Annotated in this window: 13 protein-coding genes; 8 read left to right on the top strand and 5 right to left on the bottom strand. The window is 75.6% G+C overall.

Features of this window, described 5'->3' with window-relative positions; translation table 11 throughout:
- Positions 1 to 107 precede the first annotated feature (107 nt).
- Together H7K62_RS19770 and H7K62_RS19775 are read left to right on the top strand one after the other, a co-directional pair.
- Positions 108 to 2,915 carry a putative bifunctional diguanylate cyclase/phosphodiesterase gene (locus H7K62_RS19770; protein ID WP_186721883.1) on the top strand — a complete coding sequence of 936 codons (2,808 nt, stop codon included), beginning with the start codon at positions 108 to 110 and terminating at the stop codon, positions 2,913 to 2,915.
- Positions 2,912 to 5,608 (top strand): putative bifunctional diguanylate cyclase/phosphodiesterase, encoded by a 2,697-nt coding sequence (locus H7K62_RS19775; RefSeq protein WP_186721885.1) that lies wholly within the window; start codon positions 2,912 to 2,914, stop codon positions 5,606 to 5,608. Before H7K62_RS19770 ends, H7K62_RS19775 begins: the two co-directional genes overlap by 4 nt.
- Here the strand turns inward: H7K62_RS19775 and H7K62_RS19780 are convergent.
- Entirely contained in the window at positions 5,594 to 6,280 is a 687-nt protein-coding gene (locus H7K62_RS19780; RefSeq protein ID WP_222437918.1) for a CDP-alcohol phosphatidyltransferase family protein, read from the bottom strand. The two genes, H7K62_RS19775 and H7K62_RS19780, sit on opposite strands and share 15 nt — an antisense overlap.
- Before the next feature lie 85 nt (positions 6,281 to 6,365).
- On the opposite strand from H7K62_RS19780, the gene H7K62_RS19785 reads away from it, so the two are divergent.
- The 5 genes from H7K62_RS19785 to H7K62_RS19805 all read left to right on the top strand — a co-directional run bounded on the left by H7K62_RS19785 (position 6,366) and on the right by H7K62_RS19805 (position 12,766).
- A complete protein-coding gene (locus H7K62_RS19785; protein WP_186721887.1) occupies positions 6,366 to 7,589 on the top strand; it encodes a polyprenyl synthetase family protein in 1,224 nt (407 codons plus the stop codon).
- Positions 7,590 to 7,737: 148 nt separating this feature from the next.
- Entirely contained in the window at positions 7,738 to 9,255 is a 1,518-nt protein-coding gene (gene crtI, locus H7K62_RS19790) for a phytoene desaturase family protein (RefSeq protein ID WP_186721993.1), read from the top strand.
- The gene (locus H7K62_RS19795; protein ID WP_370591866.1) at positions 9,246 to 10,238 is read left to right on the top strand and encodes a phytoene/squalene synthase family protein; all 993 of its coding nucleotides are present in this window, start codon (positions 9,246 to 9,248) and stop codon (positions 10,236 to 10,238) included. The genes crtI and H7K62_RS19795 overlap by 10 nt, the downstream gene beginning before the upstream one ends.
- Before the next feature lie 100 nt (positions 10,239 to 10,338).
- Positions 10,339 to 11,676 carry an MATE family efflux transporter gene (locus H7K62_RS19800; RefSeq protein WP_186721889.1) on the top strand — a complete coding sequence of 446 codons (1,338 nt, stop codon included), beginning with the start codon at positions 10,339 to 10,341 and terminating at the stop codon, positions 11,674 to 11,676.
- A 61-nt stretch (positions 11,677 to 11,737) separates the two neighbouring features.
- Positions 11,738 to 12,766, top strand: a complete 1,029-nt coding sequence (locus tag H7K62_RS19805) for a helix-turn-helix domain-containing protein (RefSeq protein WP_186721891.1) — start codon at positions 11,738 to 11,740, stop codon at positions 12,764 to 12,766.
- Here the strand turns inward: H7K62_RS19805 and H7K62_RS19810 are convergent.
- Together H7K62_RS19810 and H7K62_RS19815 are read right to left on the bottom strand one after the other, a co-directional pair.
- A complete protein-coding gene (locus tag H7K62_RS19810; RefSeq protein ID WP_222437919.1) occupies positions 12,649 to 13,932 on the bottom strand; it encodes an MFS transporter in 1,284 nt (427 codons plus the stop codon). The genes H7K62_RS19805 and H7K62_RS19810 overlap by 118 nt on opposite strands.
- 74 nt (positions 13,933 to 14,006) lie before the next feature.
- Entirely contained in the window at positions 14,007 to 14,384 is a 378-nt protein-coding gene (locus tag H7K62_RS19815; RefSeq protein WP_370591867.1) for an Rv2175c family DNA-binding protein, read from the bottom strand.
- Between the two features lie 77 nt (positions 14,385 to 14,461).
- Between H7K62_RS19815 and pknB the strand changes: the two genes are divergently transcribed.
- Positions 14,462 to 16,516, top strand: a complete 2,055-nt coding sequence (pknB, locus tag H7K62_RS19820; protein WP_186721893.1) for a Stk1 family PASTA domain-containing Ser/Thr kinase — start codon at positions 14,462 to 14,464, stop codon at positions 16,514 to 16,516.
- Between the two features lie 207 nt (positions 16,517 to 16,723).
- Here pknB and H7K62_RS19825 read toward each other — a convergent pair whose 3' ends face one another.
- Both H7K62_RS19825 and H7K62_RS19830 read right to left on the bottom strand, forming a co-directional pair.
- Complete coding sequence (locus H7K62_RS19825; protein WP_186721895.1) at positions 16,724 to 17,839, bottom strand: threonine aldolase family protein; 1,116 nt, start codon at positions 17,837 to 17,839, stop codon at positions 16,724 to 16,726.
- Positions 17,839 to 19,164, bottom strand: coding sequence for a class II 3-deoxy-7-phosphoheptulonate synthase (locus H7K62_RS19830; protein WP_370591870.1), 1,326 nt, complete (start codon positions 19,162 to 19,164; stop codon positions 17,839 to 17,841). The genes H7K62_RS19825 and H7K62_RS19830 overlap by 1 nt, the downstream gene beginning before the upstream one ends.
- Between the last annotated feature and the right edge of the window lie 222 nt (positions 19,165 to 19,386).

A 19,386-nucleotide genomic window follows, 5' to 3' on the forward strand; every position in this document is an offset into this window, starting at 1 on the left:
TCCACCCTGACAGGACGTCTCACATCCCGGTACCGACATCTCACCCGTCAAGACAGATCATGCGGGGGCGACCTCCGACCGGGCGACCGGGGGCCACACCCCTCAAGGTGAGGATCTTGGACGGCGATGAAGTCGACGTGCAGCAGAGCGCTCCCCCACGCCGTCGTCGCGGCACCTCCGCGGCCGCGGTGGCCGTCGCGCTCCTGCTCGTCTGGGCCGCGGCGTGGTGGCTCACCCGCGGCACGTCCGCCGCGGCCGCGGTCCCCGCGGTGGGCCTGCCCGTGCTGGCGTGCTGCGCGGCGGCGTCCAGCCTGCTCCGCTCGCGCAGGACCGCCGGTGTCGACAGGCACCTGTGGCGGTGGCTCGCGCTCACCTCCCTCGCGTGGGGGCTGACCACCAGCTCCTCCCTGGGACGGCCCTGGTCGCCGGGCGACGCGGACGCCCAGGCGGTCTCTCCGCTCACGCTCGTCCTCCTCCCCGTCACGGCGGTGCTCGCGGTGACGGCCCTCGCCCCGGTCCTGCGGCGGTCGGTCAGCCCGGCGAACCTGGTGCGGGACGGCGTCGACAACGCGCTGCTGACGGCCGTCGCCGCCAGCGTCCTCTGGTACGCGGTCCTCGCACCCGCAGCACCCGCAGCACCCACCGGCGCGGTCGGACCGGTCTCGACGGGGCAGGCAGCCGTCTTCACCGTCGAGCTGCTCCTCACGGTCTCCTTCGTCCACCTCGCGGCGCGCACGCACCGCCGGCACCCCGGGCTGGCGCTGGTCGCAGCCGGGGTGGTCGCCGTGGTGAGCGCCGAGGTCACGGCAGCCGTGATGGCGACCTCGGCCTGGTGGCCGGGCTACGACGTCCTGACCTGGAGCTGCGCCGTCATGGCGTGCGCCCTGCTGGCGGGAGCCGGCTCCGCGCTCCGCCGGGACGCCGCCGGCGCGCCCGACCTCGACCGTCCCGCGGCCGGGTCGGGCCTGGTGGCCTGCGCCGCGGCGCTCCTGGCGCTCGCGACGTCCGTGCCCGCCTCCCTCATCGGTCACGACGCGAGCGGCGTCGGGGCGTGGCTGCACCTCGCCGTGCTGTCGCTGCTGGTGGTGCGCGCCCTGCTCCTGGCGCACGACGGGAACCGGCTCACCCGCGACCTGGAGCAGCGGGTGAGCGCCCGCACGCAGGCGCTGGCCAGTGCGGAGCGCCGGTTCGCCTCCCTCGTCGTCCACAGCACCGACGCGGTCGCGGTGGTGGGTGTCGACGGGCGGTGTCGCTACGTGAGCCCCTCCTTCGAGCGCGTCTTCGGGGTCCGCCCCGACCAGCTGCTCGGCCGACCGCTGGACGCCCTGGTGACCGCGGGACCCGAGGCGGTCGACGCCCTCCACGACGCCCTGCGCTCCACCCTGCACGAGCCCGCGTCCCGCCAGGAGCTGAGGACGACGGCGCGGCACGTCAGCGGCCGGCCGCTCGTGCTGGACGTGACGCTGACCAACCTGGTCGACGACCCCGCGGTGCGCGGCGTCGTCGTCAACACCCACGACGTGACCGACGCGGTGCGCCTGGAGGAGGAGCTGAGCAGCCAGGCGTTCAGCGACGCCCTCACCGGCCTGCCCAACCGCGCCCTGTTCCGCGACCGCCTCGAGCACGCGCTGCGCAGCCGAGGAGCCCGCAGCGACGTCGAGGTCTGCTACCTCGACCTGGACGGGTTCAAGGCCGTCAACGACACCCTCGGCCACGGGGCCGGCGACGAGCTGCTGGTGGCCGTGGCCGAGCGCCTGCGCACCGTCGTGCGCCAGGGCGACACCGTCGCGCGCCTGGGCGGCGACGAGTTCGCCGTCCTGCTCGACGAGGCCGCTGGGGAGCACGAGTCCGAGCGGCTGGCCCAGCGCCTGTGCGACGCCGTGCGCCGTCCCTTCACCGTGCGCGGCACGCAGGTGCACGTGGCCACGAGCGTCGGCCTGGCCAGCTCCGCGTCCACGGGTCCCGACGCGAGCCAGCTGCTGCGCAGCGCCGACCTGGCGATGTACCAGGCCAAGGGCCAGCGCCAGGGCGGGTACGCGCGCTACCACCCCCGCATGCACGAGCAGCTGGCCGAGCGGGTCCAGCTCGAGGCCGACCTGCACCGCGCCGTCGAGCACCAGCAGCTCCGCGTGGTCTACCAGCCCCTGGTCGACATGAGCACCGGTGGCGTCACCGGCGTCGAGGCCCTGGTCCGCTGGCACCACCCCCAGCGCGGCGTCATCGCCCCCGTCACCTTCATCCCCCTGGCCGAGGCCACGGGCCTCATCGACGCCATCGGCGCCCACGTCCTGCGCGAGGCCTGCCAGCAGGTCTCCACCTGGCGCGCCGAGGTCCCCGGCGCCGAGACCATGCGCCTGTCGGTGAACCTGTCGGCCCACCAGCTTGACCACCCCGGCCTGCTCGCCGACGTCGTCGCGGTGCTCGACGAGACCGGCCTGCCCGCCACCTCCCTGGTGCTGGAGATCACCGAGAGCGCCCTGATCGACCAGCACGACGCCGCGCTGCAGACCCTGCACGCCCTGCGCGCCCTCGGCATCCGCCTGGCCATCGACGACTTCGGCACCGGCTACTCCTCCCTGAGCTACCTGCACCGCCTGCCCGTCGACATCCTCAAGATCGACAAGAGCTTCGTCGACCGTCTCAGCCACACCGGCGACGCCTCCCTGGTGGACGCCATCCTCGGCATGGCCGCCACGCTCGGACTCACCACCGTCGCCGAGGGCATCGAGCACGCCCACCAGCGCCACGCCCTCGCAGCCCAGGGCTGCGCCACCGGCCAGGGCTACCACTTCTCACCCCCCGTCGACGCCTCCGAGGTGCCCGACCTCATCACCACGGCGCTGGGCGCCGTCACCGGCGACCCAGCCGCCCCCCGCAGCCCCGTGCAGGGCCTGGCCGAGGAGGCGGCCCTGTGAGCAGCGACGTCCTCCTGACCGCGGCACCGGCAGCCACCGCCGTCGCCGTCGCCGTCGCCGCCCTGCGCCTGTCGCGCAGGCGCTCTGGTCCGCAGCGCTGCTTCTGGGTGCTGGTGGGCCCGTCAGCCGCCGCGTGGGCGCTCGCCGCGCTGCTGGGCAGGCTCCCGCACGTCGGCGACGCCTCCGGCGGGGTCGTCTCGCAGGTGGCCGGGCTGGGTGTGCTCGTCACCTTCCTGGCGTGGGCCGGGCTCGCGGTGACCGGCATCGCCAGGCTCACCACGGCGCACCAGACCCGCGGCAACGTCGTGCGCGACGTGCTCGACATCCTCCTGCTCATCACCGCCGGCCTCAGCGTGCTCTGGGCGCTCGTGCTGGCCCCGGCGTGGGACCGGGGCCAGGTCAGCGCCACCGCGTGGGTCACGGTCGTGGTCCTGGTGGTCGCCCTCGACGTCCCCCTGACCGCCTTCCACGCGCTCCTGCGCAGCCCCGAGCGCGCCCGCGGCGTGCGGTCGGCGCTCATCGGCCTCGGCGCGGTGAGCCTCGGCGACATCACCTCGGCCAGGAGCCTCCTGCTCGGCGGTGGTGGCGTCACGCCCCTGGCCGTCGCGCTGTGGGGGCTCGGCTGGGCGCTCGTGCTCACCGGCGTCCTCCTCGAGCACGGCCGCCGGCAGAGCCCCCCTGCCGGGGGCGGCCTCTCCAGAGGGACCGTCCAGGCGAACGGCGCCGCCGCGGTCACCGTGGTGACCACCGCCCTCGGCGTCCTCGTGGACGGTGGTCCCGGCGCCCCCGTGACCTTCTGGCTGAGCACCACCGCGCTCTTCCTGGTGGTCTGCCGCACGCTCCTCGAGCTGCGCCGCACCACCCACCTCCAGCGCCGGCTGGAGCTCAAGGTCGAGGAGCGCACCCGCGCCCTCGCCGACAGCCGCCACCGCTTCGCGGCGCTGGTGGCCCACAGCTCCGACCTGGTCATCGTCGTGGACGAGCAGCGGCGCCTCTCCTACGCCAACCCCGGCGCAGCGCGACTGCTGGGAGCCGTCCCCGGGTCCACGCTCGGGCGCCCGGCGGCGGAGCACCTGCACGACGACGAGGGGCCCGGCCGCCCCCTGGACGCGCTGCGGTCCATGGTCGCGGCGGGGGTCGACCAGCTGGAGCTCCGCCTGGCCCTGCGCCACACCGACGGCCACCGGGTGGAGGTGGACGCCGTGGTCACCAACCTGCTGGCCGACCCCGACGTGCAGGGCCTGGTCATCAACGCCCGCGACGTCACCGAGGCGCTGCGCCTGGAGCGCGAGCTCAGCGACCGGGCCTTCAGCGACGCCCTCACCGGCCTGCCCAACCGCGCCCTGTTCCGCGACCGCCTCGAGCACGCGCTGCTCAGCCGGGCCTCCCGCGGACCGGTCAAGGTCATGTACCTCGACCTGGACGGGTTCAAGGCCGTCAACGACACCCTCGGCCACGAGGCGGGCGACGAGCTGCTGGTGGCCGTGGCCGAGCGCCTGCGCACGGTGGTGCGCCAGGGCGACACCGTCGCGCGCCTGGGCGGCGACGAGTTCGCCGTCCTGCTCGACGAGGGGGTGCAGCCCGCTGAGGCGCTCGAGCTGGCCGACCGGCTGGTGCGGGCCCTGCGCGACCCGGTCACCGTCCGCGGCACGGAGGTCCACGTCGGCGTCAGCGTGGGACTGGCCAGCAGCCGCACCGCGGGCCGCACCGCCGAGGGGCTCATGATGGCCGCGGACACGGCCATGTACGAGGCCAAGGCGGCGGGCAAGGGGCGCTGCGCCGTCTACACCCCGCACATGCACGAGGCGCTCGCTGAGCGGGTGCAGCTCGAGGCGGACCTGCGCCGAGCCGTGGAGGAGGGCCAGTTCCGGGTGGCGTACCAGCCGCTGGTGGACATGGGCAGCGGATCGGTCTCCGGCGTGGAGGCCCTGGTCCGCTGGCACCATCCCGAGCGCGGCGTCGTGGGGCCGCTCACCTTCATCCCCCTGGCCGAGAGCACCGGCCTCATCGACGCCATCGGCGCCTACGTGCTCCGGGAGGCCTGCCAGCAGGTGGCCGTCTGGCGCGACAGCGTGCCCGGCGCCGAGACCATGCGCCTGTCGGTGAACCTGTCAGCCCACCAGCTCGGCGACCCCGGGCTGGTGGACCTGGTCACCGGCGTCCTGAGCGAGACCGGCCTGCCCGCCACCTCCCTGGTGCTGGAGATCACCGAGAGCGCCCTGGTCGACCAGCACGACGCCGCGCTGCAGACCCTGCACGCCCTGCGCGCCCTCGGCATCCGCCTGGCCATCGACGACTTCGGCACCGGCTACTCCTCCCTGAGCTACCTGCACCGCCTGCCCGTCGACATCCTCAAGATCGACAAGAGCTTCGTCGACCGTCTCAGCCACACCGGCGACCTCTCCCTGGTGGACGCCATCCTCGGCATGGCCGCCACGCTCGGACTCACCACCGTCGCCGAGGGCATCGAGCACGCCCACCAGCGCCACGCCCTCGCAGCCCAGGGCTGCGCCACCGGCCAGGGCTACCACTTCTCACCGCCCGTGGACCCCGAGCTCGTCCCCGAGCTGGTGGTGGCGGCCCTGCGGGCGCCCGCCCCCACCGAGACCGCTGAGGACGACGACGAGCGGGCCCGGCCGGGGGTGCCGGCGCCCCTGACGGGGTCGCCGGCTGAGGGCTCAGCGCTGGGCTGACAACCGGCGGCGCACCGCCACGAGCAGCTGCACCAGGCCCACCAGGGCCGCAGCCGAGCCCGCCCAGGCGCCCACGCCCGCCCACGTGGCCGCGGCCTGCGGGTAGACCCCGCAGCCGAGCGCGAACATGGCCGCCACAGCCACCCGCGTGGGCCGCTCGGAGACCGTCACCGCCCCCGGACCGGTCATGCCCTCGGCCTGCGCGCGGGCGCGCGCGTACTCGTGCATCTGCCCCAGCCCGAGCGCCAGCAGCACGGGCAGCGCCGGCGCCCCCAGCAGCCACAGCGCGGCGAGGCCCGCCGCGTCGGCGGCCCGGTCGCACACCGCGTCGAGCACCGCGCCCCCGCGGGAGGCCGTGCCGCCGAGCACGGCCACGGCGCCGTCCAGCCCGTCCGCCAGGGCGGCCAGCGCCAGCAGCACCGGCACCGCGAGCGCCCAGCGACCGCCGACCTGCGCCTGCGCGGCGGCCGGCGCGACGGCAGCGAGCCCGAGCACGAGCCCCAGCACCGTGACGGCGGACGGTGGGACGCCGGCCGCGGCCAGCGGTGAGGCCGCCCGGCGCACGCCGTCGAGCCAGACGCGCACCAGGGGTGACGCCGACGTGCCGCCGTGAGCGGCCGACCAGCGCCGCAGGTGCTCCTCGCGGGTCACCCCCCGCGTCCCACCGGTCACGGCAGCGACCCTACGACCGTGACGCACGTCCCTCCGGGGCGTCGCCCGACGGGCGCCGCGCCGATCGGCGCATAGGCTCCACCGGGTGAGTCCCGCCCACGTCCTGGACGCCGATGACCTGCGGGCCCGCGTGCAGACCGAGCTGGACGCCGTGCTGGCGGCCCAGGCGGCGGTGCTGGCCGACGTCAGCGACGACTGCGACGCCCTCGTGGCGGCGGTCGCGCGCCTGGTGGCGGGCGGCAAGCGGCTGCGCCCGGCGTTCTGCTGGTGGGGGTGGCGCGGCGCGGGCGGAGACCCGTCGGACGCCGCCGCGGGGGACGCCGTCATCCGCGTGGCCACCGCCCTGGAGCTCTTCCAGGCGGCGGCGCTCATCCACGACGACGTCATGGACGCCTCCGACACGCGCCGCGGCATGCCCGCCACGCACCGGTACTTCGCGGGGATCCACACCGACCGCCGCTGGGACGGGGACGCCGACAGGTTCGGCGACGCCGGGGCGATCCTGTCCGGGGACCTGTGCCTGGCCTGGTCGGACGAGGTGTTCCGCAGCGCTGACCTGCCGGTGGACCGCCGCCGCGCCGCGGAGCTGGTCTTCGACCGGATGCGGACCCAGCTCATGGGCGGGCAGTACCTCGACATGCTGGCGCAGGCCGCGCCGCTGCGCCGGATCGCCGCCGCGGCGGTGAACAGCGGCAGCGCGGGGGGCTCGGCGGGCTCCCCCGCCCCCTCCCCGCGCCGCGACAGCGACGACGACGCCGAGGGCCCCGAGGAGGTGGCGCTGCGCCGCGCCGAGGCCGACGCGCTGCTCGAGCGGGCCCGCCGCGTCATCTGCTTCAAGAGCGCGAAGTACTCCGTGGAGCACCCGCTGCTGGTGGGCGCGGCCCTGGGCGGGGCCCCGGCCGAGCTCAGCGAGGCGTACACGTCCTACGGCCTGGCCCTGGGCGAGGCGTTCCAGCTGCGCGACGACGTCCTCGGCGTCTTCGGAGACCCGGCCCAGACGGGCAAGCCCGCCGGGGACGACCTCCGAGAGGGCAAGCGGACGGTGCTCGTGGCCTGCACCCTCGGCGCCTCCAGCGCCGCCCAGGCCGACCTGCTGCACCGCCACCTCGGAGACCCCCACCTCGACGCCGACGGCGTCGCGGCGCTCCGGCGCGTCATGGTCGAGACCGGCGCCCTGGCGCGGGTGGAGGACCTCATCGACGACGGCGTCCGCCGGGCCCGCGAGGCCCTGGCCGGCGCCCCGGTCGCGCCCGCGGCGCGCGAGGCGCTCGAGGCGCTCGTCGTCGCCGCCACGTCGCGCGCCGCGTGACGCTGCTCTGCTCCCCGGATCTCCCCGCGTCCAGCTCCAGCCCCGGAGGCTCCTCGTGACCGCGCTCTCGTCCCCGCTGCTCAGCACCTCCCCCGGCGTCGCGCTGCGGCGCGCTGCCGACGCCGTCATCCCCGGGCGCCAGCGGGGGGTGGTCGGGCCGACCGACCACGTCGTCGTCGTCGGCGCCGGGCTGGCGGGCCTGTCGGCCGCGATGCGGCTGGCCGGCGCTGGCCGCAAGGTCACCGTGGTGGAGCGCGAGGCGCACCCCGGCGGTCGCGCCGGCCGCCTCACCGTCCCGGCGCCCGACGGCGCGGGCGACTACCGCTTCGACACCGGCCCCACGGTGCTGACCATGCCGGACCTCATCGCCGACTGCTTCGACGCGCTCGGCGAGGACATGGCCGACTGGCTGACGCTGGAGCCGGTGAGCCCGCTGTACCGGGCGAAGTACGCCGACGGGTCCTCCCTCGACGTCCACGCCGACCCCGAGGCGATGACCGAGGAGATCCGCCGGGTCTGCGGGCCGGACGAGGCGGCGGGGTACGAGCGGTTCGTGCAGTTCGTCTCCGAGCTGTACCGCGCGGAGATGCGCACGTTCATCGACAGGAACATCGACACCCCGCTCGACCTAGTCCGGCCCGACCTGCTGACGCTGCTGCGCCGCAAGGGCTTCTCCAAGCTGGCGCCGGTGGTGGCGCAGTACCTCAAGGACGACCGCCTGCAGCGCGTCTACTCCTTCCAGGCCCTGTACGCGGGCCTGTCCCCCTACGACGCCCTGGCCATCTACGCCGTCATCGCGTACATGGACTCCGTGGCCGGCGTCTTCGCCGCTCGCGGCGGGATGAGCGCGGTGCCCTCGGCGATGGCGGCGGCGGCCGCCGCGCACGGCGTGGAGTTCCGCTTCTCGACGACGGTGGAGAGCGTGGAGCACTCCGGCGGTCGGGCCACCGCGGTCATCACCGCGGACGGCGAGCGGATCGCCGCGGACGCCGTCGTCCTCAACCCCGACCTGCCGGTGGCCTACCGCGACCTGCTGGGCGTCAAGCACCGCCGGCTGCGGCCGCTGGTGTACTCGCCGTCCTGCTACCTCATGCTCGCGGGCTCGAAGGCGTCCTACCCCGACACCGCGCATCACACGATCCTGTTCGGGCGGGCGTGGAAGGAGGTGTTCGCCGAGCTCACGGGCGGTCGGCTCATGAGCGACCCCAGCGTGCTGCTGTCCACGCCCACCGTCAGCGACCCGGGCCTGGCACCCGACGGCCGCCACGTCTACTACGTGCTGTTCCCCACGCCGAGCCTGTCGGCCGGCGCCAAGCACGGGCTGGACTGGAACGAGGTGGCCCCGCGCTACCGCGAGCACGTCATCGCCACCCTGGAGCGGCGCGGCTACCCCGGCTTCGGGGAGGGCATCGAGGTGGAGGACGTCACCACCCCGCTCGACTGGGAGGCCCGCGGCATGGCCGACGGCGCCCCGTTCGCCTCCTCGCACACGTTCGGGCAGACCGGGCCGTTCCGGCCGGGCAACCTCTGGGGCGAGAACGTGGTCTTCACCGGCTCGGGCACCCAGCCCGGCGTCGGGGTGCCGATGGTGCTGGTCTCGGGCCGCCTGGCCGCCGAGCGCATCACGGGCCGCGACCCCCGCTACCGCTCTCGCGCGTGGCGGTGAGCGGCCGCCGGCGCCCGGCCGGCAGCGCCAGCCTCGACGCGGCGGGCGTCACCGACCCGCAGCTGCGCGCGGACCTGCTGGAGTGCCGCCGCCTGCACGCCGAGCACGGCAAGACGTACTTCCTGGCCACGGCGCTGCTGCCGCCCGCGAAGCGGCCGTGGGTGTGGGCGCTGTACGGGTTCGCCCGGTACGCCGACGAGTTCGTCGACTCCCTCACCGACCCCGACCCGGACGCGCTGGTCTCCTGGTCCGACGAGTTCCTGGCCAGCATCGACGGCCGCGCGGAGCCCACCGAGCCGGTGGGCCGGGCCATGCTGGCCACGGTGCGGCGCTGGGACCTGCCGCTGGACACGGTGACGGCGTTCCTGGACTCGATGCGCGCCGACATCACCACCACGCACTACCCGACCTACGCCGACCTGCAGGGCTACATGTACGGCTCGGCGAACGTCATCGGCCTGCAGATGCTTCCCGTGCTGCAGCCGCTGCCGGGTGCCGAGGCCGAGGCCGCGCACCGGGCGGAGCTGCTGGGCGAGGCGTTCCAGGTGAGCAACTTCATCCGCGACGTGGGCGAGGACCTCGACCGCGGGCGCACCTACCTGCCCGACGAGCACCTGGCGGCGTTCGGCTTGACCCGCGAGCTGCTCGTGGCCGGCCGCCGCGCCGGGCCCGACGCGCCGCTGGACCGGCGCGTGGAGGAGCTGCTGCGCTTCGAGGTGGCCGAGAACCGCAAGGTCTACCGCGAGGCGGAGCCCGGCATCGCCCTGCTGCACCCGACCAGCCGCGACTCCATCCGCTGCGCCTTCGAGCTGTACGGCGGCATCCTCGGCGCCGTGGAGCAGGCCGGCTACCGGGTGCTGGCCCAGCGCGTCTCGGTGCCGCTGCCCCGGAGGCTGGCCGTGGCGCTGCCGGCCCTGGGCCGCGCCGTCGCCGCCCGCCGCGAGATGGCCCGCTGGAAGGCCCTCCCCCACCCTTCTCCGTGATCATGGGCGTTCTGCACACCACCGACCGTGATCATGGGCGTCGCCACCACCCGTTGCTCCGGACGCCCATGATCACGGCAGGAAAGTGCACGGGAAGCCCATGATCACGGTGAGGGAGCAGGACCGGGAGGTGCTGCGCCTGGCCGTGCCCGCCCTGGGGGCCCTCCTCGCCGAGCCGCTGTTCCTGCTGGCCGACTCCGCCATCGTCGGGCGCCTGGGCGTGCTGCCGCTGGCCGGGCTCGGCGTGGCCGGGGCGCTCCTGGCCACCGCGGTCTCGGTGTTCGTCTTCCTCGCCTACGGCACCACCGCCACGGTCGCCCGGCGCCTGGGCTCGGGTGACCTGCGCTCCGCCCTGCAGGCCGGGGTGGACGGGATGTGGCTGGCCCTCGGGCTGGGCGCCGTCGTGGCGCTGGTCGCCGTCGCCGCCAGCGGGCCGCTGGTCGACGCGCTCGGTGCCTCCGAGGCCGCACGCCCCTTCGCCCGCACCTACCTGCACTGGTCGCTGCCGGGCCTGCCGGCGATGCTCGTGGTGCTCGCCGCCACAGGCGTGCTGCGGGGCCTGCAGGACACCACCACCCCGCTCGTCGTCGCCGTGACCGGCGCCGTGGTCAACACGGCGCTCAACGTGCTGCTCGTCTACGGCGCCGGACTCGGGATCGCCGGCTCCGCGGCCGGCACGGCGCTCACGCAGCTGGGCATGGCCGCGTGGCTGGCGGCCGTCGTCGTGCGCGGCGTGCGCCGCGAGACCGGCTCGTGGGCGGCGCTCGCGCCGCGCGGCCTCGGGGTGCTCACGAGCGCCCTCGACGGCGTCCCGCTGCTGGTGCGCACCCTGGCGCTGCGCGCCGCGCTGCTGCTCACCACGTACGTGGCCGCCCGCCAGGGAGACGCCGGCATCGCCGCACACCAGGTGGCGACGGTGCTCTGGACGACGACGGCGCTCGCCCTCGACGCCCTCGCGATCGCCGCGCAGGCGCTGGTCGGACGGGCGCTGGGTGCCGGTGACGCCGCCGGTGCCCGCGGGCAGGTGCGCCGCCTCGTGGTGTGGGGCGTGGGAGCCGGGGTGGTCATGGGCGTGGTGCTCGCCTCCCTCGCCGTGCCGGTCGCCTCGCTGTTCACCCCCGACCCCGAGGTCAGGGCGGCGCTGGCGGCCGCCACCGTGGTGCTGGCGTGCTGCCTGCCGCTGGCGGGCTGGGTCTTCGTGCTCGACGGGGTGCTCATCGGCGCCGGTGACGGCCGCTACCTGGCGGGGGCGAGCATCGCCTCGGCAGCCGCCTACGCGCCGCTGGCGCTGGCGGTGCTGGCGTGGGCGCCGCCGGGGCGCACCGGCCTGGTGTGGCTGTGGGTGGTCTTCGCCGGTGCCTACACGGCAGCCCGGCTGGTGACGCTGGTGCCGCGCGAGCGCGGCGGCGCCTGGCTGGTCACCGGAGCGGTCCGCTGAGGCGGGGGCCGACCGCTCGCCGGCCCGGAACACGACCCGCCCGCGACGGGTTGCAGCGATCATGACGGTCGACGCCGAGGCGCTCCACGACGTCCTCACCTCCCTCGAGCTGCGACTGGACCGCGTGCGGCGCTGCGCGCTGGGCACCGACGGCCTGCTCCCCCTCACCCCGGGGACGACCTCGGTCGGGTACGTCGTCAGCGGAGACGTCACCGCAGACGGGAAGGGACTGGCCTCCTGCACCGTCGACGCCACCACCGGCCGTGCCTCGACCGCAGCCGACACCTCCTTCCGGACGCTGCACGCCGGCGACGCCTTCATCGCGCTGGGAGGCGGACCGACGGTGCTCGCGACGCGCAGCGACGCCGTGGTGGTGGTCGCGGACGTCGCGCTCGGCTGGCCCGCGGCGGCCCGCCCGCTGCCCCCCTTCGCCTGGGTGAGCGGCTTCGCCCAGCTGGAGCCCGCGGCCGCGGCGCTCGCCGCGCACCTCGGTCCCGCGGTGGGCGCAGCCCCCGGCGCTGTCGCCACCGCGGAGGCGGCCGTCTGCTCGCGCCCCGGTGACAGCGCCATCTGCCGGACGATGGTGGCCACCGTGGTGCTGTCGCTGCTGCGCGCCTGGTCGCAGGTGGGGTGCGCCCCCGACGGCTGGCCCCGCTCGGACGCGGACGACCCCCACCTGCGCCGCGCCGCCGCGGCGGTGATGGCAGACCCTGCGCGCGACTGGAGCGTGGCGCAGCTGGCCGCGGTGGCCGCGATGTCGCGCAGCGCCTTCGCCGAGAAGTTCCGCACCGCCTACGGCCGCTCGCCGGTGGCCTTCGTCACCGAGGTGCGCATGCGCCGGGCGGTGGTGCTGCTGGAGGGCGGTGCACCGGTCTCCGCAGCGGCCCGGAGCCTCGGCTACGCCTCGGAGGACGGCTTCAGCCGGGCGTTCCGGCGGCACACCGGCGCACCGCCCTCGCAGTGGCGGGCCCGTCAGCGCGGCGGCGCCGCCTCGGTCGCCGCGTCCTCGCCCGGTGCCGTGCGCGGGACGCGGTCGGAGCTCGCGAACAGCAGCGTCCCCGCGAGCAGCAGGACCAGCGCCACCGCGTAGTCGGCGACCACGCCCACGCGGTCGACGAGCAGGCCCCCGAGGCCGGCCGCCAGCACGATCGCCAGCTGGAAGCCCACCACCACGAGGCTGCCCCCGGCCTCGAGGCGGTCGGGAGCGCGCCGCCCGGCCCAGGCGTTGATGACGATGAGCCACGAGGCGAAGGCGAAGCCCCACAGCACCACGGCGGCGCCGACCACGAGCAGCGCCCCCGGCAGGGCCACCACGGCGGCCACCGACACCGCCACCGCCAGCGGCACCGCGAGGGAGACGACGGCGAAGGCGCGGTCGACCAGCACCCCGACCACGAGGTTGCCCACGAGTCCGCCGACGCCGAAGAGGGCGAGCAGCAGCACCACGGTGTCCGCGCCGGCGCCCGGGACGCGCTCCAGGGCCAGCCGCACGTAGGTGTAGGCGGCGAAGTGGCCGAGCACCACGAGCACGTGCCCGGTGAGCGCCAGCGAGACGCCGGGCCGGCGCAGGGTGTCGACCAGCAGGGCCACGCCCGACGTCGGCGCCGCGGGCACGCGGGGCAGCAGCAGCCGCAGCGGCACCGCGAGCAGCAGCGAGGCAGCGCCCACCACCGCGAACGTCACGCGCCAGTCGGTCGCCTCGCTGAGCACCACCCCGAGCGGCACCCCGGCCACCGTGGCCAGGGACATGCCGGCGCTGGTGAACATCACCGCCCGTCCCAGCCGCTCCGGGCCGGCGACGCGCGCCGCCACCGTGATGGACATCGCCCAGAAGCAGCTGATCGCAGCGCCGAGCAGCAGCCGGGCCAGGAGCACCAGCGCCAGGTCCGGGGCCAGTGCCGCGAGGACGCTGGACACGCCGGCAGCCAGAGCGACACCCACCAGCAGGGTGCGGCGGTCGAGCCGGGGGAAGAGCACTCCCACGAAGGGCGCTACGAGGAGCCCCACGAAGGCCGTGACCGTGACGGTCTGCCCGGCGGCCCCGGGGCTGACGCCAAGCCCGACGGCCATCTCGGTGAGCATCCCGTTCGGGAGGAACTCGGCGGTGACCAGCAGGAAGCTGGTGAGCATGAGGACCACGAGCGCGAGCAGCACCCTCGCCGTCGTCCTCGTCTCCGGCGGTGGTGCGGTGTCACGGCGGAGGACGGGGCGCAGGGTGCCGTCGGGCGTCGCGGTGAGGCAGGCGGTGTCGTCCACACCTCGATCGTGGATCCGGGCGGTCGCGGCGGTCCGACGGAGCGTCCGCGGCTCCCGACCGCCCGTCCGGACCCTCAGTAGCCGAGCACCTGCGCGCGCCGGCGCACGGGCGCGATGCGGTTGCTCCGCAGCGCCTCCACGGGGGCGCACCCGAGCGCCTCGTCGGGCGTGAACAGCCAGCGCAGCGCCTCGGCGTCGGAGAAGCCGGCGTCGAAGAGCACCGTCAGCGTGCCCGGCAGGCTGACCATCGGCTCCGGCTCCACCAGCAGCGTCGGCACCTGCAGCACCTTCGGGCTGCCGCGGCGCACGCCGAGGAGCAGCCGCTCGTCGAGCATGCGGCGCACCTTCGGCACGTCGCTGTCGAGCCGCTCGACGATGTCGGGCACCGTCAGCCACCCGTCGTCGGGCACCAGCGAGGACAGCAGCTCCAGCTCTTCGGACACGTCAGCCACGGCCCAGAGCCTGCCACCGCCTGAGGTGTTGCTGAAGTGGGCCTCCTGCGCGAGGACCCGACCGTAGACTCGCCGGTGTGACGACCGCGGTGAAGGACCCCCTCGTCGGGCGCCTCATCGACGGCCGCTACCTCGTCCACGACCGCATCGCCAGCGGCGGCATGGCCACGGTGTACCTGGCCACGGACACGCGCCTGGAGCGCCCGGTGGCGCTCAAGGTGATGCACACGCACCTGGCCGCGGACGCCTCGTTCGTGGCCCGCTTCACGCGGGAGGCCAGGTCAGCGGCCCGCCTGAGCCACCCCGGCGTCGTGTCCGTCTACGACCAGGGCGCCAGCGACAGCACGGTGTACCTGGCGATGGAGTACATCCCCGGTCGCACCCTGCGCGACCTGGTGGCCGCCTCCGCCCCGCTGACCCTCGGGGACTCCCTCGACCTCATCGAGGAGGTGCTCGACGGCCTCGCCGCCGCGCACGCCGCCGGGCTGGTCCACCGGGACGTCAAGCCCGAGAACGTGCTGGTGGGGGACGACGGGCGCCTGCGCGTGGCCGACTTCGGCCTGGCCCGCGCCGCCACCACCGCCACGGGCGGCGCCACGAGCACCCTCATCGGCACGGTCGGCTACCTCGCGCCGGAGCTCGTGCTCGACGGCGCCTCCGACGAGCGCGCCGACGTCTACGCCGCCGGCGTGGTCCTCTACGAGCTGCTCACCGGCCGCGCGCCCTTCGCCGGCGGGGCGCCCGCGCAGGTCGCGTTCCGCCACGTCAGCCAGGACGTGCCGCTGGTCTCCGACGTCCGCCCCGGCCTGCCGCCGGGCGTGGACGAGCTGGTGGCCGGCGCCACCCACCGCGAGCCCGACCACCGCTTCCGCGACGCCGGCGTCATGCTCGAGCAGGTCCGCGACCTGCGCGACTCCCTGCCCGACACGGTGCTCGACGCTCCGCCCGCGCTGGTCCCGCAGTCCCCGGCGGTCGCCGCCGCGGTGGGCGGCACCCGGGTGCAGAGCCGCGACCACGTGGTGGCGCTGCCGGTGGGCGAGCTGCGCGACGCCGCGTCCGGCACCCCCACCCGCGCTGAGACCCGCGCCCACACCCGTGCCGAGACCCGAGCGGAGCTGCGGGAGCAGGAGCGCGGTGCCACCCGGGCGCTCCCCCGGCCCTCGCCCGCCGGTTCGGGGCCGCTGGGCCTGCCCGCCGACGACGACGAGCGCAGCGCCGCCACCGGTGGCCGCCGCAGCCGGCGCAAGCTCCTGCTGGTGCTCGTGGCGGCCCTGGCGGCGGTGCTCCTCGCCGGGGGCGGGGCCGCCGTGTGGGCGTACACGGCGGGCCCGCTGAGCAAGCTCGCGGTGCCCGGCGTGGTGCCCGGCACGCTCGACTCGGCGGAGCAGACCCTGCGCGCCCGTGAGCTGGTGCCGACCGTCGACTACCAGTACGACGACGACGTCGCCGCCGGCCGCGTCATCTCCACCGACCCGGCCGCCGGTGCCCGCGTGGACAAGGGCTCCACGGTCACGCTGCACGTCTCGCGGGGCGCGCAGCTGCGCGCGGTGCCCTCGCTGACCGGTCTCGACCAGGACGCCGCCAGCAAGGCGCTCCAGGACGCGGGGCTCGCGGTCGGGACGGTGGACCAGGACTGGTCCGAGACGGTGCCGGAGGGTCTGGTCATCCGGCAGCAGTGGGGTCCCAACCCGCCGCTCAAGGCGGGCACCGAGGTCGGGTTCACCACGTCCAAGGGCCGTGAGCCGATCACCGCTCCCACTGACCTCACGGGCAAGTCCCTGGCAGACGCCACCAAGGAGATCACCGACGCCGGCCTGAAGGTCGGGAAGACCGACCGGCAGAACGACGACACCGTTCCCAAGGACTCGGTCATCTCCGCCGCCGCGGACCCCTCCGGCGGTGACCTGCACCGGGGCGACGCGGTGGACCTCGTGGTCTCCGACGGCCCGTCCCAGGTGCAGCTGCAGGACATGACAGGCAAGTCCCTCGACGAGGCGAAGGGCCTGCTGTCCGCGCAGGACCTGCAGCTCAACGTCATCCAGTTCTTCGGCACCCGCGTCGTCAAGCAGGACCCGGCCCCCGGCACCCTCCTCGCGCCAGGCTCCACGGTCACGCTCTACACCGCCCCCTGACCGCCGCCACCGTCCGCGGCCGTGGCCGTGGCCGTGCCCGTGGACGCCCCGAGACCCCGCGACGGGATGACGACCAGGCCCCCCGACCAGCGACGATCAAGCACCTCCGCGCCACCTTCGTGGACGTGGCGCGCACGCGCATGATCGTCGCGGGGGGATGCAGCCGAGCGGTCCCCGCGCTCCCCGGTGGTGCCGGGCGGCGGTCGGTCAGCGGCTGAGCAGCTCCGCCAGGACGGAGGCGGCGAGGTCGGTGCCCTCGTCGTCGACGTCGAGGTGGGTCACCAGGCGCGCGGTCCGCGGGCCGAGCGCCGAGAGGGCGACCCCGCGCTCGGCGGCGGCCAGCACGAGGGCGCGGGCGTCGTCGACGTCGAGCACCACGATGTTGGTGTCCACGGCGTCCGGGTCGGTGCAGCCGGGGCGCGCCGCCGCTGCGGCCCGCGCGAGGCGGCGGGCGCGGGCGTGGTCGTCGGCGAGGCGCTCGACGTGGTGGTCGAGGGCGTGCAGCCCCGCGGCGGCCAGCAGACCGGTCTGGCGCATGCCGGCGCCCGTGCGCTTGCGCCAGGTGCGGGCCCTGGCGATGTTCTCCGCGGAGCTCACCAGCACGGACCCGACGGGCGCCCCGAGGCCCTTGGACAGGCACACCGACGCGGTGGCCACCATCCCGCCGACCTCCCGGACCACGCCCTGCCAGCCGCCTGCGTGCTCTCCGCCGAGGGCGACGGCGGCGTTCCACAGCCGTGCCCCGTCGAGGTGGAGCGCCACCCCGGCCGCCGAGGTCTGCTCGTGCAGCCGGTGCAGCGCCGCCAGGGGCTGCACCGTGCCGCCGCCGAAGTTGTGGGTGTCCTCCACGGCCACGGCCGCGGTGGACACCAGGTGCGGGCCGGCGTCCGGCGTCATCATCGCGGTCACGCGGCCGACGGCGTCGTCGTCGAGGAGGCCCCGGGGGGCGTCCCAGGTGCGCGTGGTGACCCCGGAGGTGACGGCGTGGGCGCCCAGCTCGGCGCGCACCACGTGGGCGCGGGCGTCGCAGAGCAGCTCCTCGCCGGGCTCCACGAGCAGCCGCACGCCGAGCACGTTGGCGAGCGAGCCGGACGGGGTGAACAGGCCCGCCTCGTGGCCCAGCAGCTCCGCCACCCGCGCCTCGAGGGCGTTGGTGGTGGGGTCCTCGGCGTAGACGTCGTCGCCGACCTCGGCCTCGGCCACCGCCCGCCGCATGGCGGCGGTGGGCCGGGTCAGCGTGTCGGAGCGCAGGTCCACCCGGACGGGGGGCCGCTCGAGCGGAGCTGCCGCCCCGTACCCGCTGGCCTCAGCAGCAGACGCCATCAGGCGGAGCGCTCCTGCAGCATCTCCGCCACGAGGAACGCCATCTCGAGGGACTGCTGGTGGTTCAGGCGCGGGTCGCACAGCGACTCGTACGCCGTGGACAGGTCGGCGTCGGCGATCTCCTGGTGGCCGCCGAGCACCTCGGTGACGTCACCGCCGGTGAGCTCCACGTGCAGGCCGCCGGGGATGGTGCCCAGGGAGTTGTGCACCTCGAAGAAGCCGCGGACCTCGTCGATGACGTCGTCGAAGCGCCGCGTCTTGTAGCCGGACGGGCTGGTGATGGTGTTGCCGTGCATCGGGTCGCACGTCCACACCACCTGCGCGCCGGAGTCCGCCACGGCCTCGACCACGGCGGGCATCTTGTCGCGGATCTTCTCCGCTCCCATGCGCGTGATGAAGGTCAGGCGGCCCGGGCGGCGCTGCGGGTCGAGCTTGTCCACCAGGCCGAGCACCTCGTCCTTGGTGGTGGTGGGGCCCAGCTTCACGCCGATGGGGTTGCGCACGCGGGAGAGCAGGTCCACGTGGGCGCCGTCGAGCTGGCGGGTGCGCTCACCGATCCACAGGTAGTGGGCCGAGACGTCGTAGAGCTTGCCGGTGCGCGAGTCGGTGCGGGTGAGGGCGCGCTCGTAGGGCAGCAGCAGCGCCTCGTGGCTGGAGTAGAACTCCACGCGGCCCAGCAGCTCGTCGCTGTAGGCGCCGCAGGCCTCCATGAAGGAGATGGCGCGCTCGATGTCGCGGGCGGTCGCCTCGTAGCGGGCGTTGGCGGCGTTGCGGGCGAAGCCCTTGTTCCAGGTGTGCACCTGGCGCAGGTCCGCCTCGCCGCCGGTGGTGAAGGCGCGGACCAGGTTCAGCGTGGACGCGGAGTGGTGGTAGGCCTTGAGCAGCCGGTTCGCATCGTTGCGGCGCGCCTCGGGGGTGAACGCGAAGTCGTTGACGGCGTCACCGCGGTAGGCGGGCAGCGTCACGCCGTCGCGGGTCTCGAAGTCGCTGCTGCGGGGCTTGGCGAACTGGCCGGCCAGGCGACCGATCTTCACCACCGGGGTGCTGGCGGCGTAGGTGAGCACCACCGCCATCTGCAGGATGGTGCGCATCCGCTTGCGGATGGACTCGGCCGTGGCGTCTGCGAACGTCTCGGCGCAGTCACCGCCCTGCAGCACGAAGGCGCGGCCCGTGGCCGCGGCGGCCAAGCGCTCGGTGAGGGCGTCGCACTCGCCGGCGAACACCAGCGGCGGCAGCCCCGACAGCTCGGCCACCACGCCGGCCAGCTCGGCCTCGTCCCACTCGGGCTGCTGCATGGCGGGCAGCTCCGAGGGCAGGTCGGCCACGGCGCCGTTGGGCGCGGCGGGGGCGTCGAGGGCGGAGCGGTAGGCCACGCCGGCCGTGGACCCCTTCACGGGGCCCGTGGAGGCGGGCGGGACGGCGCCGGGCTGCGTCGTGGTGCTCACAACAGGTCAGGGTACGGGCGCGGGCACAGCGGTTTCTCCGATGCCCGCCGCCGTCATCCGCCCGGACGGCGGACGGGCCGCTCCCACCACCTGGTCGGCGGC

Origin of the sequence: Quadrisphaera sp. RL12-1S (genome assembly GCF_014270065.1) — a bacterium.
Lineage (GTDB): Bacteria > Actinomycetota > Actinomycetes > Actinomycetales > Quadrisphaeraceae > Quadrisphaera.